This window comes from Cyanobacterium sp., from assembly GCF_054166785.1.
Genome location: NZ_JBSZCP010000042.1, coordinates 18171 through 33371 on the forward strand (window position 1 = coordinate 18171; position 15201 = coordinate 33371).

General features: G+C 40.1%; 13 protein-coding genes. 6 read left to right on the forward strand and 7 right to left on the reverse strand.

Annotation, left to right across the window (positions count from 1 at the left end):
• Window positions 1–2 precede the first annotated feature (2 nt).
• On the reverse strand, window positions 3–1688 hold the full coding sequence (ilvD, locus tag ACXITR_RS08450) for a dihydroxy-acid dehydratase (protein WP_457996786.1): 1686 nt from the start codon (window positions 1686–1688) through the stop codon (window positions 3–5).
• Between the two features lie 78 nt (window positions 1689–1766).
• Entirely contained in the window at window positions 1767–2435 is a 669-nt protein-coding gene (locus ACXITR_RS08455; protein WP_457996787.1) for a tetratricopeptide repeat protein, read from the reverse strand.
• Window positions 2436–2708: 273 nt separating this feature from the next.
• Here ACXITR_RS08455 and murC point away from each other — a divergent pair, with 273 nt between their 5' ends.
• Window positions 2709–4130, forward strand: a complete 1422-nt coding sequence (gene murC, locus ACXITR_RS08460) for a UDP-N-acetylmuramate--L-alanine ligase (protein WP_457996788.1) — start codon at window positions 2709–2711, stop codon at window positions 4128–4130.
• A gap of 52 nt (window positions 4131–4182) precedes the next feature.
• Complete coding sequence (gene murB / locus ACXITR_RS08465) at window positions 4183–5124, forward strand: UDP-N-acetylmuramate dehydrogenase (RefSeq protein WP_457996789.1); 942 nt, start codon at window positions 4183–4185, stop codon at window positions 5122–5124.
• A 57-nt stretch (window positions 5125–5181) separates the two neighbouring features.
• On the opposite strand, the gene ACXITR_RS08470 is transcribed toward murB, so the two are convergent.
• Window positions 5182–5853 carry a C40 family peptidase gene (locus tag ACXITR_RS08470; RefSeq protein ID WP_457996790.1) on the reverse strand — a complete coding sequence of 224 codons (672 nt, stop codon included), beginning with the start codon at window positions 5851–5853 and terminating at the stop codon, window positions 5182–5184.
• 78 nt (window positions 5854–5931) lie between these two features.
• The gene (locus tag ACXITR_RS08475) at window positions 5932–6078 is read right to left on the reverse strand and encodes a hypothetical protein (RefSeq protein ID WP_457996791.1); all 147 of its coding nucleotides are present in this window, start codon (window positions 6076–6078) and stop codon (window positions 5932–5934) included.
• Window positions 6079–6264: 186 nt separating this feature from the next.
• On the opposite strand from ACXITR_RS08475, the gene gcvP reads away from it, so the two are divergent.
• The gene (gene gcvP, locus ACXITR_RS08480; RefSeq protein WP_457996792.1) at window positions 6265–9252 is read left to right on the forward strand and encodes an aminomethyl-transferring glycine dehydrogenase; all 2988 of its coding nucleotides are present in this window, start codon (window positions 6265–6267) and stop codon (window positions 9250–9252) included.
• Between the two features lie 47 nt (window positions 9253–9299).
• On the opposite strand, the gene ACXITR_RS08485 is transcribed toward gcvP, so the two are convergent.
• Both ACXITR_RS08485 and ACXITR_RS08490 read right to left on the reverse strand, forming a co-directional pair.
• The gene (locus ACXITR_RS08485; protein ID WP_457996793.1) at window positions 9300–9944 is read right to left on the reverse strand and encodes a PRC-barrel domain-containing protein; all 645 of its coding nucleotides are present in this window, start codon (window positions 9942–9944) and stop codon (window positions 9300–9302) included.
• A 154-nt stretch (window positions 9945–10098) separates the two neighbouring features.
• Window positions 10099–10368, reverse strand: a complete 270-nt coding sequence (locus ACXITR_RS08490) for a TMEM165/GDT1 family protein (RefSeq protein ID WP_457996794.1) — start codon at window positions 10366–10368, stop codon at window positions 10099–10101.
• 142 nt (window positions 10369–10510) lie between these two features.
• Between ACXITR_RS08490 and ACXITR_RS08495 the strand changes: the two genes are divergently transcribed.
• Entirely contained in the window at window positions 10511–11440 is a 930-nt protein-coding gene (locus ACXITR_RS08495; RefSeq protein WP_457996795.1) for a UDP-glucuronic acid decarboxylase family protein, read from the forward strand.
• A 131-nt stretch (window positions 11441–11571) separates the two neighbouring features.
• Window positions 11572–12951: a UDP-glucose dehydrogenase family protein gene (locus tag ACXITR_RS08500; protein ID WP_457996796.1), complete on the forward strand. Its 1380-nt coding sequence runs from the start codon at window positions 11572–11574 to the stop codon at window positions 12949–12951.
• 161 nt (window positions 12952–13112) lie between these two features.
• Here the strand turns inward: ACXITR_RS08500 and ACXITR_RS08505 are convergent, their stop codons facing one another.
• Entirely contained in the window at window positions 13113–14018 is a 906-nt protein-coding gene (locus ACXITR_RS08505; RefSeq protein ID WP_457996797.1) for an SGNH/GDSL hydrolase family protein, read from the reverse strand.
• A 249-nt stretch (window positions 14019–14267) separates the two neighbouring features.
• On the opposite strand from ACXITR_RS08505, the gene psbO reads away from it, so the two are divergent.
• Window positions 14268–15101 (forward strand): photosystem II manganese-stabilizing polypeptide, encoded by an 834-nt coding sequence (psbO, locus tag ACXITR_RS08510; protein ID WP_457996798.1) that lies wholly within the window; start codon window positions 14268–14270, stop codon window positions 15099–15101.
• The last annotated feature ends 100 nt before the right edge of the window (window positions 15102–15201 follow it).

The following is a 15201-nucleotide window of genomic DNA, read 5'->3' on the forward strand; positions in this document are numbered from 1 at the left end:
AGTTACTTATTATCTAAATCAGTGACAGCACCAAGACTACTAGAAGATACTAATTTAGCGTATTTCCCTAGGATACCTCTACGGTAACGAGGTTCGAAGGGTTGCCAATGCTGACGACGTTGATTAAGTTCTTCTTCAGATACATTAATCTGTAATAGTTTTTGTTTCGCATCGATGGTGATACTGTCCCCTTCTTTTACTAGGGCAATATTTCCACCCACCGCAGCTTCGGGGGCAACATGACCTACCACTAAACCATAGGTACCACCAGAAAAGCGTCCATCGGTGATTAAACCTACTTTATCCCCCAATCCAGCTCCAATGATAGCGGAGGTAGGAGCTAACATTTCTCGCATACCAGGGCCGCCCACAGGGCCTTCATTACGCACGATGACCACGTCCCCTGCCACAATTTTTCCATCAAGGATGGCATCGAGACACTCTTCTTCCGATTCAAATACCCTAGCAGGACCTGTGATAACGGGGTTTTTTACACCGCTAATTTTTGCCACAGAGCCTTCGGAGGCAAGGTTTCCTTTGAGGATGGCAAGGTGTCCTTCTTGGTATAAAGGATTATTCCATGGACGAATTACGTCTTGATTGCTGGGGGGGGTATCGGGGATGTCGGCTAAGACTTGCTCAAGGGTTTGTCCGCTAATGGTGAGGGCATCTCCATGGAGAATACCGTTAACCAGTAACATTTTCATTACTTGAGGAATGCCCCCTGCTTTGTGTAAATCTACGGTTACATAGCGTCCAGAGGGTTTTAGGTCGCAAATTACGGGAACTTTTTGACGGATGGCTTCAAAATCATCAAGGGTTAATTCTACGCCGATGGTATTGGCGATCGCCAATAGGTGTAGTACAGAATTAGTAGATCCCCCCACAGCCATAATAACTGCGATCGCATTTTCAAACGCTTTACGGGTAAGTAAATCTTTAGGTAAAATTTGCTGACGAATAGCATTAACCAAAGCCTCTCCAGACTTTCTCGTGCTTTCCACCTTCTCATAATCTTCCGCCGCCATGGTAGAAGAATAAGGCAAACTCATGCCCATCGCTTCAAAAGCAGAAGACATGGTATTAGCGGTAAACATACCACCACAAGAGCCAGCCCCCGGACAAGCATTTTTTTCTACCGCCGTTAATTGGGCTTCGTCAATCTTTCCAGCGCTATATTGTCCTACCGCCTCAAAGGCACTAACTACGGTCAAATCTTCCCCATTAAGATGCCCGGGTTTTATCGTACCCCCATAGACAAAAATTGCAGGAATATTCATTCTCGCCATGGCAATCATCGCCCCCGGCATATTCTTGTCACAACCACCGATGGCAATTACCCCATCCAGACTCTGCCCTTTACATACCGTCTCGATAGAATCCGCAATCACATCCCTAGAAACTAAAGAGTATTTCATCCCCTCCGTACCCATGGAAATACCATCACTAATGGTAATGGTACCGAACATCTGAGGCATTCCCCCAGCTTCCTTGATACTTTTTTGAGCTTCTATGGCAAGGTCATTTAAACCCATATTACAAGGAGTAATGGTGCTGTAACCATTGGCAACCCCGACGATGGGCTTAGTAAAATCATCATCTCCAAATCCTACGGCCCTGAGCATTGCCCGATTAGGCGCCCTTTGTACTCCCTTCGTAATCGCTTGGCTTTTAAGGTTTTCTGTCATTCTCTATAAATGTTAAATTAGATACTATTATTTTCCCATGTTCTGAAATACAGTGGCTATTATGGCACAAATATTTTTTTAAGATTCTACTTTTGCCTGTCTCAACCGTTGATGAACGTTGGCTAAATACCACATATAATCATCTGTTTTATATTTTATCGCTTCATTGATGTGAAAACGGGATTTTTCGATATTACTAGAGATGACTTTACCCACTTCTAGCATGGGAATTTCTCCCCGATGGGCTTCATAAAATAATCCTAGATAGAGATGAATGTAAAGATTATCTCGCACACTATTGGTTTTTTCCGAGAGTAATAAGTTTTCGGGGGAATAGTGACCAGCAAAAAGTTGATATATTTTTCTCATCACTGACCTAGGGTCATATTTTACAGGTAAAAGACTTTCCTTGGCTTCTTTTATGCCTTCGAGTTGAGCAATACAAAGAAAATTCCAGATAGTTTCTTCTATATCTTGGGAATTAACACTCAAATCAACTTCAAATTGCCTTGCCCCTTGGGCATATTTTCCTAAGTAATAGTAAGATAAGCCCCTTTGCCAAAGATAGGGGGTTAATTGAGGGTTTAATTCTTCTGCTTTATTGTAATCTCTCAGGGATTCTACCAGACGACCTAGTTTAAAATAAGTCATGCCACGATGGATGTAGTTACTGGCATCGAAGGGATAAATTCTTAATTTTTTATTCCACCGAGTTAATTCCTTTTCTATTTCATCGTTGTTATTCATTCAAGTAGTTGTTTTATAAGGTTTTAGCTTTATTTTATTTTACTTTTGAGGGCTAAAAAATTATTATATAAAGACATTTTTGATTATCTAACCATATTTTTCTGAAAAGATTTAAAAATGGGTAAAAAAATATAATATAACCATGAAAGGGTCTTTTTTTACAATTTATTTAATGGTACCGATAAAAAGATTGGGAAGATTTACATAAATCAGTATATCATTATAAGCAAAATTATTAATATCAACTAGTGTAGTGTTGAGGAGAGCGAAAAAGTGAATACCATAGATCTAAACGGGAAACCATTTCATTTTATCGGTGTGGGTGGTATCGGTATGTCTGCCCTCGCCCATGTTTTGGCAAAAAGAGGTATTCCGATTTCAGGCTCAGATCTCAAATCTACTCACATTACTGAACGTTTAGAGTCCATGGGGGCAAAAATCTTCTTTACCCAGCAAGAAAGTAATTTAGATCAACTGTACCAGATAAATGGGGGAAAAGAGCAAAAAAATCTTCAGGTGGTATGTTCAACGGCTATAGATGAAGATAATTCAGAATATCGAGCCGTGGTTGAGAGGGGTTATCCCATTTTTCATCGCTCGGATTTGTTGTCGGCTTTAATACAAGATTATCAGAGTATTGCGGTGGCGGGTACCCATGGTAAGACTACCACCAGTAGCATGATTGGTTATATGTTATTACAGTGTAAGCTAGATCCTACGGTGATTGTGGGTGGTGAGGTGAGCGCTTGGGGTGGTAATGCGAGGTTGGGGGATAGTGATTTATTGGTGGCAGAGGCTGATGAGTCCGATGGTTCTTTGGTGAAACATTGTCCTAGTATGGGTATCATTACTAATATTGAATTGGATCATCCTGATCATTACAAAGATTTAGGGCAGTTGGTAGATATTTTTAATCAATTTAGCCATCAATCGGATGTGACCATCGCTTGTGTGGATTGTCCTGTGGTGCAAGAAAATATTAAGGCTGATATTACTTATAGTATTAATCCTGATTCTGGGGCAGATTATATCGCTACAAATATCGTTCATAGCCCCACGGGTTCCCAAGCCCAAGTATGGGAAAATGGAGTGTTATTGGGTCATCTATCTTTGTTGTTGTCGGGTAATCATAATGTTAGTAATGCCCTAAGTGCGATCGCCATTGGACGTAAATTAGGACTTAATTTTGCTACCATTGCCAGTGCTTTGGCTACCTTTGATGGGGCGAAAAGACGTTTTGAATATAAGGGGAAATTTCAAGGGGCTACCCTCATCGATGACTATGCCCACCATCCTAGCGAAATCCGTTGCACCCTCGAGGCGGCACGTACCAGATTGCCTCAATATAATGCTAATCGAGTGGTAGCGATTTTTCAGCCCCACCGTTATAGTCGCACCGAAACATTTTTAGATGAGTTTGCCCAATGTTTTAAAGCGGCGGATGTAGTCATTTTGACAGACATATACAGCGCGGGGGAAAAAAATGAAACAGGTATTACGGGGAAAGTATTGGCACAAACCATGGAAAAATATCATGATAAAGTGTTGTATCATCCAGAATTATCTTCTTTGAAAGACTTTCTCACAGATTTTCTGCAATCCAAGGATTTAACCCTATTTTTGGGGGCAGGAAACCTTAACCAAGTAATACCCCAACTATCACCCATTGAGCAAGAATCCCTATTGGTTGCTTAACTTTTATTCTTACTCTGTTTTTTGTAATTTAGCTTAATAATTTTTGTGTAAAATGGCGATCGCACTTAATAAACCCATATCCGACTCTCTCACAAGTCCTATCACCCTCCCCCATACAGACTGTGTCATCCATCAAAAAGTTCATCTAGCCCCCTATACATCCTACCGAGTAGGAGGAAAAGCCCGATGGTATGCTGAACCAAAAGCATGGGATGATATTCAAGAAGTCTTTAATTGGGTAGATAAACAACAGATTCCGTTCACTTGTTTAGGAAAAGGTTCAAACTTGCTCATTTGTGATAGCGGTATAGAAGGATTAGTCCTCAACACCCGTCACCTCAATGAATATACCGTAGATGAAAACAACCAAACCATTACCGTGGGGGCTGGTTATTCTCTCCCTAAATTAGCTTGGCAGGTGGCAAAAAAAGGCTGGGAAGGCTTGGAGTGGGCTGTGGGTATTCCCGGTACCCTTGGGGGGGCTGTGGTGATGAATGCTGGGGCGCATAAAGGTTGTATCGCCGATGTTTTGCTAAGGGCGATCGTTGCATACCCCGATGGTACCATTAAAGAATTATCAGGCAAAGAATTACAATACTCCTACCGCACTTCCAAACTACAAAAAGAATCAGCCCTCGTATTGAGTGCCACTCTCCAATTAACCCCCACTTCCACCCGAGAAAACGTAATGGCTATTACGGGGAACAATTTCAAGCAACGCAAACAAACCCAACCCTACGATAAGCCCAGTTGTGGGAGTGTTTTTCGCAACCCCCAACCCCAAGCAGCGGGGTGGTTAATTGAGCAAATAGGCTTAAAAGGCTATCAAATAGGAGGAGCTCAAGTTGCCCATCGTCATGCTAACTTTATTCTCAATGCGGGAAATGCCACTGCTCAGGATATTTATAATCTAATTTATCATGTACAAGAGCAAGTACAAAATAGTTGGTCGATTCTCCTTCATCCAGAAGTTAGGATGTTAGGGGAATTTTAGATCATTTTGGGGGATAAATTTCCCCTCTATTAGAAGTTATCATTAAGCAACAAAGAGTTATAAAGACTGAATAACCCTACCATAACTCCATAACTCCTGATAATAGTTAAGACTAACTTGATCAAAATCATCCCTTAATTCATTAATACCAATACCATTATTTCCCATATCTTTCCCTGAACTATGGATATAGCGATTATCTCCTAGATAAAGGGCTACATGGGTTACCTTCTTGGTGCCAAAAAAAATTAAATCTCCCTTTTGCAACTCCTCTCTCGTAATCTTTTGACAAAAAGCCTCCTGTTGATAGGAATCCCTCGGTAACCAGATGCCTTCACTAGCAAAAGCTGACTGCATTAAACCCGAACAATCATAGTTAGGGGCAACGGTGCCACCCCAAAGATAATAGTTAGGTACTTTGTGGGCTTTTAAGCAAAAATCGATGATAGCAGGAATTTTCTGGGAAATATACTCACGAAAAATAGTCTTTTTTTGATAGGCTTCCTCCGCAGGTTGTAAATACTGTAAAGAGGATAATGGTAACCATGCCCGATAATTGTCTTCACATAAACATACTTCTACCGCTTCATTTTCTGGAATATTAGAAATCAATTTTAAATGTCTTCCCTTTGCCCCTTGGGTGGATAACTCTTGGCAATTAGGGTTAACAAATAAATCTATATCTTTTAAACAAATATATTCCCCAGTATTAGATGAAAGTACCAACATGGTTAATTAATAATTGATAAGGGATAATTGAGCATTATCAAGAATTTTGGGTATAAAACCCCGTCATTCAGGACGGCTTTATGTTAAAGTGTTAGCAAGGTTTTTAACCGATGTAGCTACGGACAGTAAATAGGCAAAAACCAAGCCAATTTCAAGTATAACGTCTGTGGTATTTTTGGCGGTAGGGCATATCGCTACGGCTTCACCGAGAGAGAGTAAGACCAAGTAAAAAGTTTACTTTTGAAAGGCATCACTTAGTGAAGGAAGAATCCTCTCGTCTTTAGGCAGAGGAGTTGTCAACTAGGGATTCAGTATCATCACCACTGAACTTGATAATGGTAGTTTAAGATTTATTAAGATTTCGTTAATATAGGATAAGTAACTCAAACGTAAATCACCCTACCATCAACCATGCTCGATTTAGATAATTTCGGTAACAGTTATTCTCAATCTGCGGAGAATGACACCTTGAGTCACGGTCAATCCCCCCTAAGTTTAAGACAAAATAATCAGTTTAAAGTCCGTCATATCGGTATCGATGAACCTAGTGCGAAAATAATGATAGATGCTCTAGGCTATGATAGTTTAGAGCAATTAATTGATCAAGCTGTACCCCCATCCATTCGCCTCAATCAGTCTTTAAAGTTACCTTCTGCTAGTTCAGAAAATCAAGCCCTTGACCAGTTAAAGGAAATTGCCCAACAAAATGAGGTATTCACTAACTATATTGGCATGGGCTACAGTAATTGTCTTACCCCCCCAGTTATTCAACGCAACATCCTCGAAAATCCTAACTGGTACACTGCCTATACTCCCTATCAGCCAGAAATTGCCCAGGGAAGGTTAGAGGCTTTGTTGAATTATCAAACCATGATTATTGATTTGACTGGTTTAGAAATTGCTAACGCTTCTTTGTTGGATGAAGGCACGGCTGCGGCGGAAGCGATGACCATGAGTTATGGTGTGTGTAAAAATAAGTCTAATAAGTTTTTTGTCGATATTAACTGTCATCCTCAAACCATTGCGGTAATTGAAACTAGAGCCAGATATTTGGATATTGAGTTAATTATTGCGGATTTTGCTAGTTTTGATTTTAGTACCCCTATTTTCGGGGCTTTGTTACAGTATCCTGCCACTGATGGGGCAATTTATGACTATCAAGGGGTAATTGATCAAGTTCATGGTCAAAAAGGTTTAGTTACCCTCGCCTGTGATTTGATGAGTCTTGCTTTGTTAAAATCCCCCGGGGAATTAAATGCTGATATTGCGGTGGGAAATACTCAACGTTTTGGAGTACCATTGGGTTATGGTGGCCCTCATGCTGCTTATTTTGCGACAAAAGATCAATATAAAAGACAGGTGCCGGGGCGTATTGTGGGGGTTTCTCGGGATGTCCATGGTAAACCCGCCCTACGGTTAGCTTTGCAAACTAGGGAGCAACATATTCGCCGTGATAAGGCGACGAGCAATATTTGCACGGCACAGGTATTGTTGGCGGTGATTGCTTCTACCTATGGGGTATATCACGGGCAAGAGGGTATCAGAAATATTGCTACTACTATCCATAATTTAACGAAGGTATTGGGTGCAGGGTTAGAAAGATTGGGTTATGGGTTAAGGAGTAATTGCACTTTCGACACTATTACTATTGATTTTGCCGATATTAAGTTAATTGATACTATTCGGGAAAAAGCTGAGGCTCATAAGATTAATTTTCGTTATTATGAAGGTGCTATTGGTATTAGTCTTGATGAAACTACTACCCTAGAAGATGTCCAAAAAATCTGGTCAATTTTTGCCCCTAATGGAGAGGTAGATTTTACCGTTGAGGAATTAAATACTTCTAAGTTTGATTTACCTAGTAGTTTTTTGCGTAAAACTCCTTACCTCACCGAAGCTGTCTTTAATCAATACCATTCAGAAACCGAGTTATTGAGATATTTACACCGTCTCGAAACCAAGGATTTATCCCTCACCACTTCCATGATTGCTTTGGGTTCTTGTACCATGAAACTCAATGCTACGGCGGAAATGTTGCCTGTAACTTGGGCTGAGTTTAATCAAATCCATCCCTTTGCCCCTCTTTCTCAAACGAAGGGGTATCAAGTCCTTTTTTCTCAATTGGAGGCATGGTTAAGCGAAATAACGGGGTTTGCGGGAATATCTCTCCAGCCCAATGCTGGTTCTCAGGGGGAATATGCAGGGTTACAGGTAATTCGCAAGTATCATGATAGTCGTGGGGAGGGCGATCGCAATATTTGTCTGATTCCTGAGTCTGCCCATGGTACTAATCCAGCTAGTGCGGTGATGTGCGGTTTAAAGGTGGTACCTGTGAAGTGTGATAGTCAGGGAGATATTGACATTGAAGATTTACAGGCTAAGGCGGAAAAACATCGGGATAATCTTTCGGCGTTGATGATTACTTATCCTTCTACCCATGGGGTTTTTGAGCAGGGTATTAAGGATATATGCGGTATTGTCCATAGTTATGGTGGGCAGGTGTATCTTGATGGGGCGAATATGAATGCTCAGGTGGGTTTATGTCGTCCGGGAGATTTTGGGGCGGATGTGTGTCACCTCAATTTACATAAAACTTTTTGTATTCCCCATGGTGGCGGTGGTCCGGGGGTGGGTCCTATTGGGGTGATGCCTCATTTAGTTCCTTTCTTGCCTTCTACGGATGCTCCCGTAAACCCCCTTGATAAGGACGAAAGATCCCCCCTAACCCCCCTTAATAAGGGGGGAATCAATGCTGATTCTATGGGGATGGTGTCGGCGGCGCCTTGGGGTAGTGCGAGTATTTTGCCTATTTCTTGGATGTATATTGCTATGATGGGGCCTGACGGGTTGACGGAGGCGACTAAGGTGGCGATTTTAAATGCGAATTACATTGCCCATCGTTTAGCTTCCCATTATCCAATTTTGTTTACGGGTAAGGCTGGTTTGGTGGCCCATGAGTGTATTATTGATTTACGTCCGTTGCGTAAGTCTGCAAACATTGAGGTGCAGGATGTGGCGAAGCGTTTAATTGATTATGGTTTCCATGCTCCGACTATGTCTTGGCCTGTGAATGGTACGATGATGATTGAGCCGACGGAAAGTGAGTCTTTGGCGGAGTTAGACCGTTTTTGTGAGGCTATGATTTCTATTCGTGATGAAATAAGGGCGATCGAGGATGGTAAGGTGGATATGGAGGATAATCTACTGAAAAATTCTCCCCATACTGCTTTGAGTTTGATTGCTTCTGATTGGAGTCATCCTTATTCCCGTGAGGAGGCGGCTTATCCTGATAGTTGGACGAAGGAGCATAAGTTTTGGAGTGCTGTGGGGCGTATTGATAATGCCTGGGGCGATCGCAATTTAGTATGTTCTTGTGTGGGTATGGAAAATTATCAGTAAAATGAAAAAAATCCCCTTCCGTAGAAGAAAGGGGGTTTCAACATATATTATTCAGCTTTACTATCCACTGAAATGCTGGAAGATTCTTCTATTTCTTCAGTTTTTTCTTCTTTTCCTTTTAACTTTAAATCTTCTAAAGTTTGTTCATAATCATCCTTGATGAAATCTTTAACGATTCCAATGCTTTGTCCTAGTCCTCTGCTATATTGAGGGGCATTTTCTATGGCTTGATTATCGGCAATAACACGCTTATCGGTAATGGTAAGTATATCTTCTGGGGCAAGGGAATAAATACCTTCTTTAATACCTTTCCAACCACTAGAGCTAAATAAATAGTTAATTACTTTTCCTGTTTCTTTGGATATGATATAGTCAACGATTTTACCTGCTTTATCTCCTGAGTTTGACCATAATTGAGCCCCTATCAAAAAAGTGTCCCATTCATCTAGTTGAATTTCTATTTCTTGATCGTAGTGGACGATGATACTATCTTTGCCGATACTTTCTATTTGTTTCCATGAAAAACCATGTTTATCTCTACCTAGTAGTCCAGCTTTTGAGATGATTCCTTTTACTTGATGGGTTTCTAGTTCAAGAACAAAATTATCTAATTTTCCAACGTTTTCTGTGGTGGAATAATTAATAATTAAACGGTCAATTAACTCACTGCGTTTTAATTCTAGGTTTGACATAATAATAGAAATTTTAATAAATGAAAAATATACTGTAATTATAGCTAAACATGATTATTTCTAGCGTTTTTTACAATAATGAAGTACGTTTTTTTATTGCCTTTTGCCTTTCAACTAAAATTTTTGGACAACACCAAAACGGGCATTTCTATATTTAGTCTTGCCAAAGATTACTCAGGGCTAAAAATATAAAACCGATCGCCGCTAGACTTTTTAATAGTTTAACAGGTAAAAATTCACCAATCCCTACCCCCACAATGACTCCGACAAAACTAGCAAGGATAAGGGCAGCAATGGAACCTAGGAAAACTGCTTGGGGTGATTTGGAACTACCGCTAAGGGCGATCGCCGCTAACTGACTCTTATCACCTATCTCTGCCACAAAAACCGTAATAAAAGTCAAACTGAAAATATCCCAATTCATATAAGATGATAACTATTTAATTAGTAAAAAATAAGGAAAAAAAGCCAATTCAAAAATAAAGATAAATAAAAAATAAAAATTGGCAAAAATCATCATAACCGCTAAAATTATATAACAAATTGAAATGATTATAAATAATTAAATGAAAATTTTAGTTACAGGGGGTGCAGGATTTATCGGCTCTCACCTCATCGATCGCCTCATGGAACAAGGTCACGAAGTATTATGCCTCGACAACTTTTATACAGGGGAAAAAAGCAATGTAGATCATTGGTTAGACCATCATAACTTTGAATTGATTCGCCATGACATCACCGAACCCATTCGCCTAGAAGTAGATCAAATTTACCATTTAGCTTGTCCAGCTTCCCCCGTTCATTATCAATTTAACCCCGTCAAAACCATAAAAACTAACGTGATGGGAACATTGAATATGTTGGGTTTAGCAAAAAGAACAAAAGCCAGATTTTTACTAGCTTCCACCTCCGAGGTATATGGAGATCCTACCGTACATCCTCAAACCGAAGAATATCGGGGTAATGTGAACTGTATCGGGCCTCGCTCCTGTTACGACGAAGGAAAAAGAGTTGCCGAAACCCTTGCCTTTGACTATTACCGAGAGCATAAAGCCGATATTAGGGTGGCTCGTATTTTTAACACCTATGGGCCTAGAATGCTCGAAAAAGATGGTCGAGTGGTTAGTAATTTTATCGCCCAAGCCATTAGGGGAATTCCTCTGACGGTTTATGGAGATGGTAGTCAAACCCGTAGTTTTTGCTATGTTTCTGACCTTGTGGCTGGATTAATGGCTTTGATGAATGGTGATTATATCGGGCCTGTTAATTTAGGTAATCCAGGGGAATATACCATCCTAGAGCTAGCTAAAACCGTACAAGAGATGGTTAATCCTGATAGCGAGTTGGTTTATAAACCTTTACCAGAGGATGATCCGATGCAACGTCAGCCCGATATTAGTAAAGCTAAACATTATCTTAATTGGGAACCCACTATTCCGCTACATGATGGCTTAAAGATGACCATTGAAGATTTTAAGCAAAGAATTGAAGGATAAAATAGCAATAATTAATGGACAAGGAATTTTAAATAGTTCTTTGTCCGTTTTTTTTCTGCTTGACATTCACAATAGTATTTTTTGTTATAAACTTCCATAATATGAAAGCCTTTTAGAAATGTAAATTTATTATGAAAGTTTGTGTTATCGGTACGGGTTATGTTGGTTTAGTAACGGGGGTATGTCTTGCCCACATTGGTCATGATGTTATCTGTATCGACAATAATGAGAACAAAGTTAATTTAATGAAACAGGGGCAGTCTCCCATTTATGAACCGGGTTTATCGGAGTTGATGCGCTCTTCTATGGACTCGGGGCGATTGTCTTTTTCTACGGATTTGGGAGCAGGGGTAAACCATGGCGAAATTTTATTTATTGCGGTGGGAACTCCTCCTCTACCTACGGGAGAAAGTGACACTCGTTATGTGGAGGCTGTGGCTAAGGGCATTGGGGCGAATTTGAATGGTGGGTATAAGGTCATTGTCAATAAATCTACGGTGCCTATTGGTTCAGGGGATTGGGTGCGGATGATTGTTTTAGATGGCATTAAGGAAAGGTTGGGGGTGACTCAGGGGGATGGCTTTACCATGAGGGAAGAGGCGGAAACTTGTTTTGATGTGGTGAGTAATCCTGAGTTTTTGCGAGAAGGTAGTGCGGTATATGATACTTTTAATCCCGATCGCATTGTATTAGGTGGCTCTAGTGATCAGGCGATCGCTCTGATGACGGAACTATATCAACCCTTGGTAAATAGAACATTTTCTGAGGATAAATCTTTGCCCCCTGTACCCGTGGTGGTAACGGATTTAAATTCTGCTGAAATGATTAAGTATGCGGCCAATGCTTTCTTGGCGACTAAAATTAGCTTTATTAATGAAGTGGCGAACGTGTGCGATCGTGTAGGGGCAGATGTTACTCAGGTGGCGAAGGGCATCGGTTTAGACTCCCGTATTGGTAGTAAATTCCTTCAAGCGGGTATTGGTTGGGGTGGTTCTTGTTTTCCCAAGGATGTATCAGCCCTCATCCACACGGCGGAGGACTATGGTTATAATACTGAATTACTCAATGCCGCCGTTAATGTGAACAAAAGACAACGGGTAATGGCCATTGAAAAATTACAGCAGGAGTTAAAAATTCTTAAGGGTAAGGTTGTTGGTTTACTGGGTTTAACCTTTAAGCCCGACACCGACGACATGAGGGATGCCCCCGCCCTAAATATCATTGAGGAGTTAAATCGCTTGGGGGCGAAGGTGAAAGCCTATGATCCTATCGTATCTCAAACGGGCATTAGTCATGGTTTATCGGGGGTCATCATCGAAAGTGATGCTTCTATGTTGGCTGATGGTTGTGACGCTCTGGTGTTGGTGACGGACTGGCAGGAGTTTTTGGAGCTTGACTTCGAGAAAATGGCTAAAGTTATGAAACAACCTTTGATTATTGATGGGCGTAATTTCCTTGATAAAAGGGCGATCGAGGAATTGGGTTTCCGCTATGTGGGTATGGGTAGATAGTCTTGAGAATGGACAATTATTCTTTTTCCTTTAATTCTTCCATTAGAGTGATCCATTAATTAGAATTTTTGTATAGTATTTCGGGCTTCTAGCCCGATTCTTGGATCGGCATATCAAAGAAAGTGAACTAAATCTGATTGGTAAAGTGTACAAAACTGAGGTTATTTTGCCTTTTTTTGTCCAATTAGCTGTAAGGCAAAGTCCGCCATGATTTGATGGGTTCTTGCCGTGGGGTGAATCTCATCCCAAAACAAAAACTGGTCAGGATTTTCACAACCAATCATCAAACATCCTTGGGTAGTGTTCACCAGTCCAAATTCTTCTGGATAGGTAGTTACCTCCTTAAAGATAGTCTCTAAATCGAGAATTTTAATCTTTTTGTCCAAATCTTGGTTAATCTCGTCTATGACTGTTTTTAGCCTATTATTATGGTTGGAGGACAGGGCATTTAAGGCGGTAGAAATTTCTGGATCATCGATGGTGGCGGGAAGTTGACCGAGGGCAGGAAGATTGGCGACCATAATATTTTCAGCTCCTTCTTCTATTAAGAGCAATATAGACTCTCTCAGGTTGTTGATGGTATGGTTAATGAGTTCTTCTGGTTCTTTTTCCCTATGGTCTGGGGAGAGGTAATCATTTGCTCCCCCTAAAATTATATATAAATGCTTCTCAGGGGCGATCGCCCTTGGATGATGCTGAACCTGTCCTAATACCCCCCTGACTTCGATGGGTTCAGGAAAATCATCATTCTGATAAAAATTAGTTAAGCCACTTTGGGCGCTAGCAATGGCAAAATTAGTGGCAGGGTTGACGGTTATACCTAAATATTGAGCTAATATTTCAACCCAAACAAACTCATTAGTAAATCGACCTTGGGGATAAGCCTCAGAAGGGGGAAAATCAATACTCTGTCCTAACTCCCTGTGAACAATTTGGGCTAAATTACCCGTATCAGAGAGGCTATCACCAAAAACATATATATCAGTATATGGAGATTGAGCTTTGACCGAAAATAGTGCAAAAAAAGCAGTGGTAAAAACAGAGGCAATAATTACTTTTAAAATCATCAATAATTGTTTATTTGGCTCGATACTTTATCTTATTCAATTTTCAAACAGAGAATAATTATATTATTACAAAATTTTAAGTTTCCTATAACGACTCTTAATTTGGTAAAGTATATTACGATAAATCTAACGACACTTAGATCAGCTAATTTGATTTTCATGGCAACCGGAAAAAAAAATTAGTCATCATAAGTAAAATACAAGATTTAAAATTAAAAATTTAGAAAAAATCAGAAGAGAGGTCAAATCATGAGGTTTCGCAACCTATTAGTAGCTTTCTTGATTGTATGCTTAGGATTTTTAGGAGCTTGTAGCGATGGACAAGCAAAAGCCTACGATCCCAAGACAATCACCTATGATGAAATTGTTAATACTGGATTGGCAAATAAATGTCCCCAAATTAATGAGTTTACCCGTGGTTCTATTGATATTAGCCCAGATCAGCCCCTAGCGGTATTTGATATGTGTTTAGAGCCTGAAGAGTATTTTGTTTTAGAAGAACCTGTTAGTAAAAGAAAAGAGGCGGAGTATATCCAAGCCAAAGTATTAACTAGAGATACCACCAGCTTAGAACAAATCAGAGGAAGTATTGTCGCTGATGAGCAAGGAGTTTTAACTTTTAAAGAGTTTGATGGTATCGATTTCCAAATCATTACTGTTTTATTACCCGGTGGAAAACAAGTACCCTTCTTCTTCACCGTTAAACAATTAACTGCTCAAACTGAACCCGGTTTTACTTCTGTTAATAGTTCCACTGATTTTAAAGGAGATTATAAAGTACCTTCCTACCGTGGTGCTTCTTTCATCGACCCTAAAGGACGTGGTTTAACCATTGGTTATGATAATGCTGTGGCTCTTCCTGCTGGTGCTGATAACTCTGAATATACCCGTAGCAACCTTAAGAAAGCGGAGAAAATGAAAGGTGAAATGTCTTTACAAATTACCAAAGTTGATGCTGAGACTGGGGAAATTGCTGGAATCTTTGAAAGTGAACAGCCTTCCTCCACTGACTTAGGTGCTGAAGATCCTGAAGAGGTTAAAATTCGTGGTTCTTTCTATGCTCGTTTAGAACCTCAAATTTAAGTTTAATATGGATTTGACAATGTACGCATAAAAAAAATAGTTGGGTTTTATATATTAAGCCCAACTTTTTTATTAAATTTTTGGTGTTGCTTATTTTTGG

Coding starts and splice junctions, on each gene's coding strand:
- gcvP (WP_457996792.1), top strand. CDS start 6,265: ATGCTCGATTTAGATAATTTCGGTAACAGTTATTCTCAATCTGCGGAG.
- ACXITR_RS08485 (WP_457996793.1), bottom strand. CDS start 9,944: ATGTCAAACCTAGAATTAAAACGCAGTGAGTTAATTGACCGTTTAATT.
- ilvD (WP_457996786.1), bottom strand. CDS start 1,688: ATGACAGAAAACCTTAAAAGCCAAGCGATTACGAAGGGAGTACAAAGG.
- ACXITR_RS08500 (WP_457996796.1), top strand. CDS start 11,572: ATGAAAGTTTGTGTTATCGGTACGGGTTATGTTGGTTTAGTAACGGGG.
- psbO (WP_457996798.1), top strand. CDS start 14,268: ATGAGGTTTCGCAACCTATTAGTAGCTTTCTTGATTGTATGCTTAGGA.
- ACXITR_RS08505 (WP_457996797.1), bottom strand. CDS start 14,018: ATGATTTTAAAAGTAATTATTGCCTCTGTTTTTACCACTGCTTTTTTT.
- ACXITR_RS08455 (WP_457996787.1), bottom strand. CDS start 2,435: ATGAATAACAACGATGAAATAGAAAAGGAATTAACTCGGTGGAATAAA.
- ACXITR_RS08495 (WP_457996795.1), top strand. CDS start 10,511: ATGAAAATTTTAGTTACAGGGGGTGCAGGATTTATCGGCTCTCACCTC.
- ACXITR_RS08470 (WP_457996790.1), bottom strand. CDS start 5,853: ATGTTGGTACTTTCATCTAATACTGGGGAATATATTTGTTTAAAAGAT.
- ACXITR_RS08490 (WP_457996794.1), bottom strand. CDS start 10,368: ATGAATTGGGATATTTTCAGTTTGACTTTTATTACGGTTTTTGTGGCA.
- murB (WP_457996789.1), top strand. CDS start 4,183: ATGGCGATCGCACTTAATAAACCCATATCCGACTCTCTCACAAGTCCT.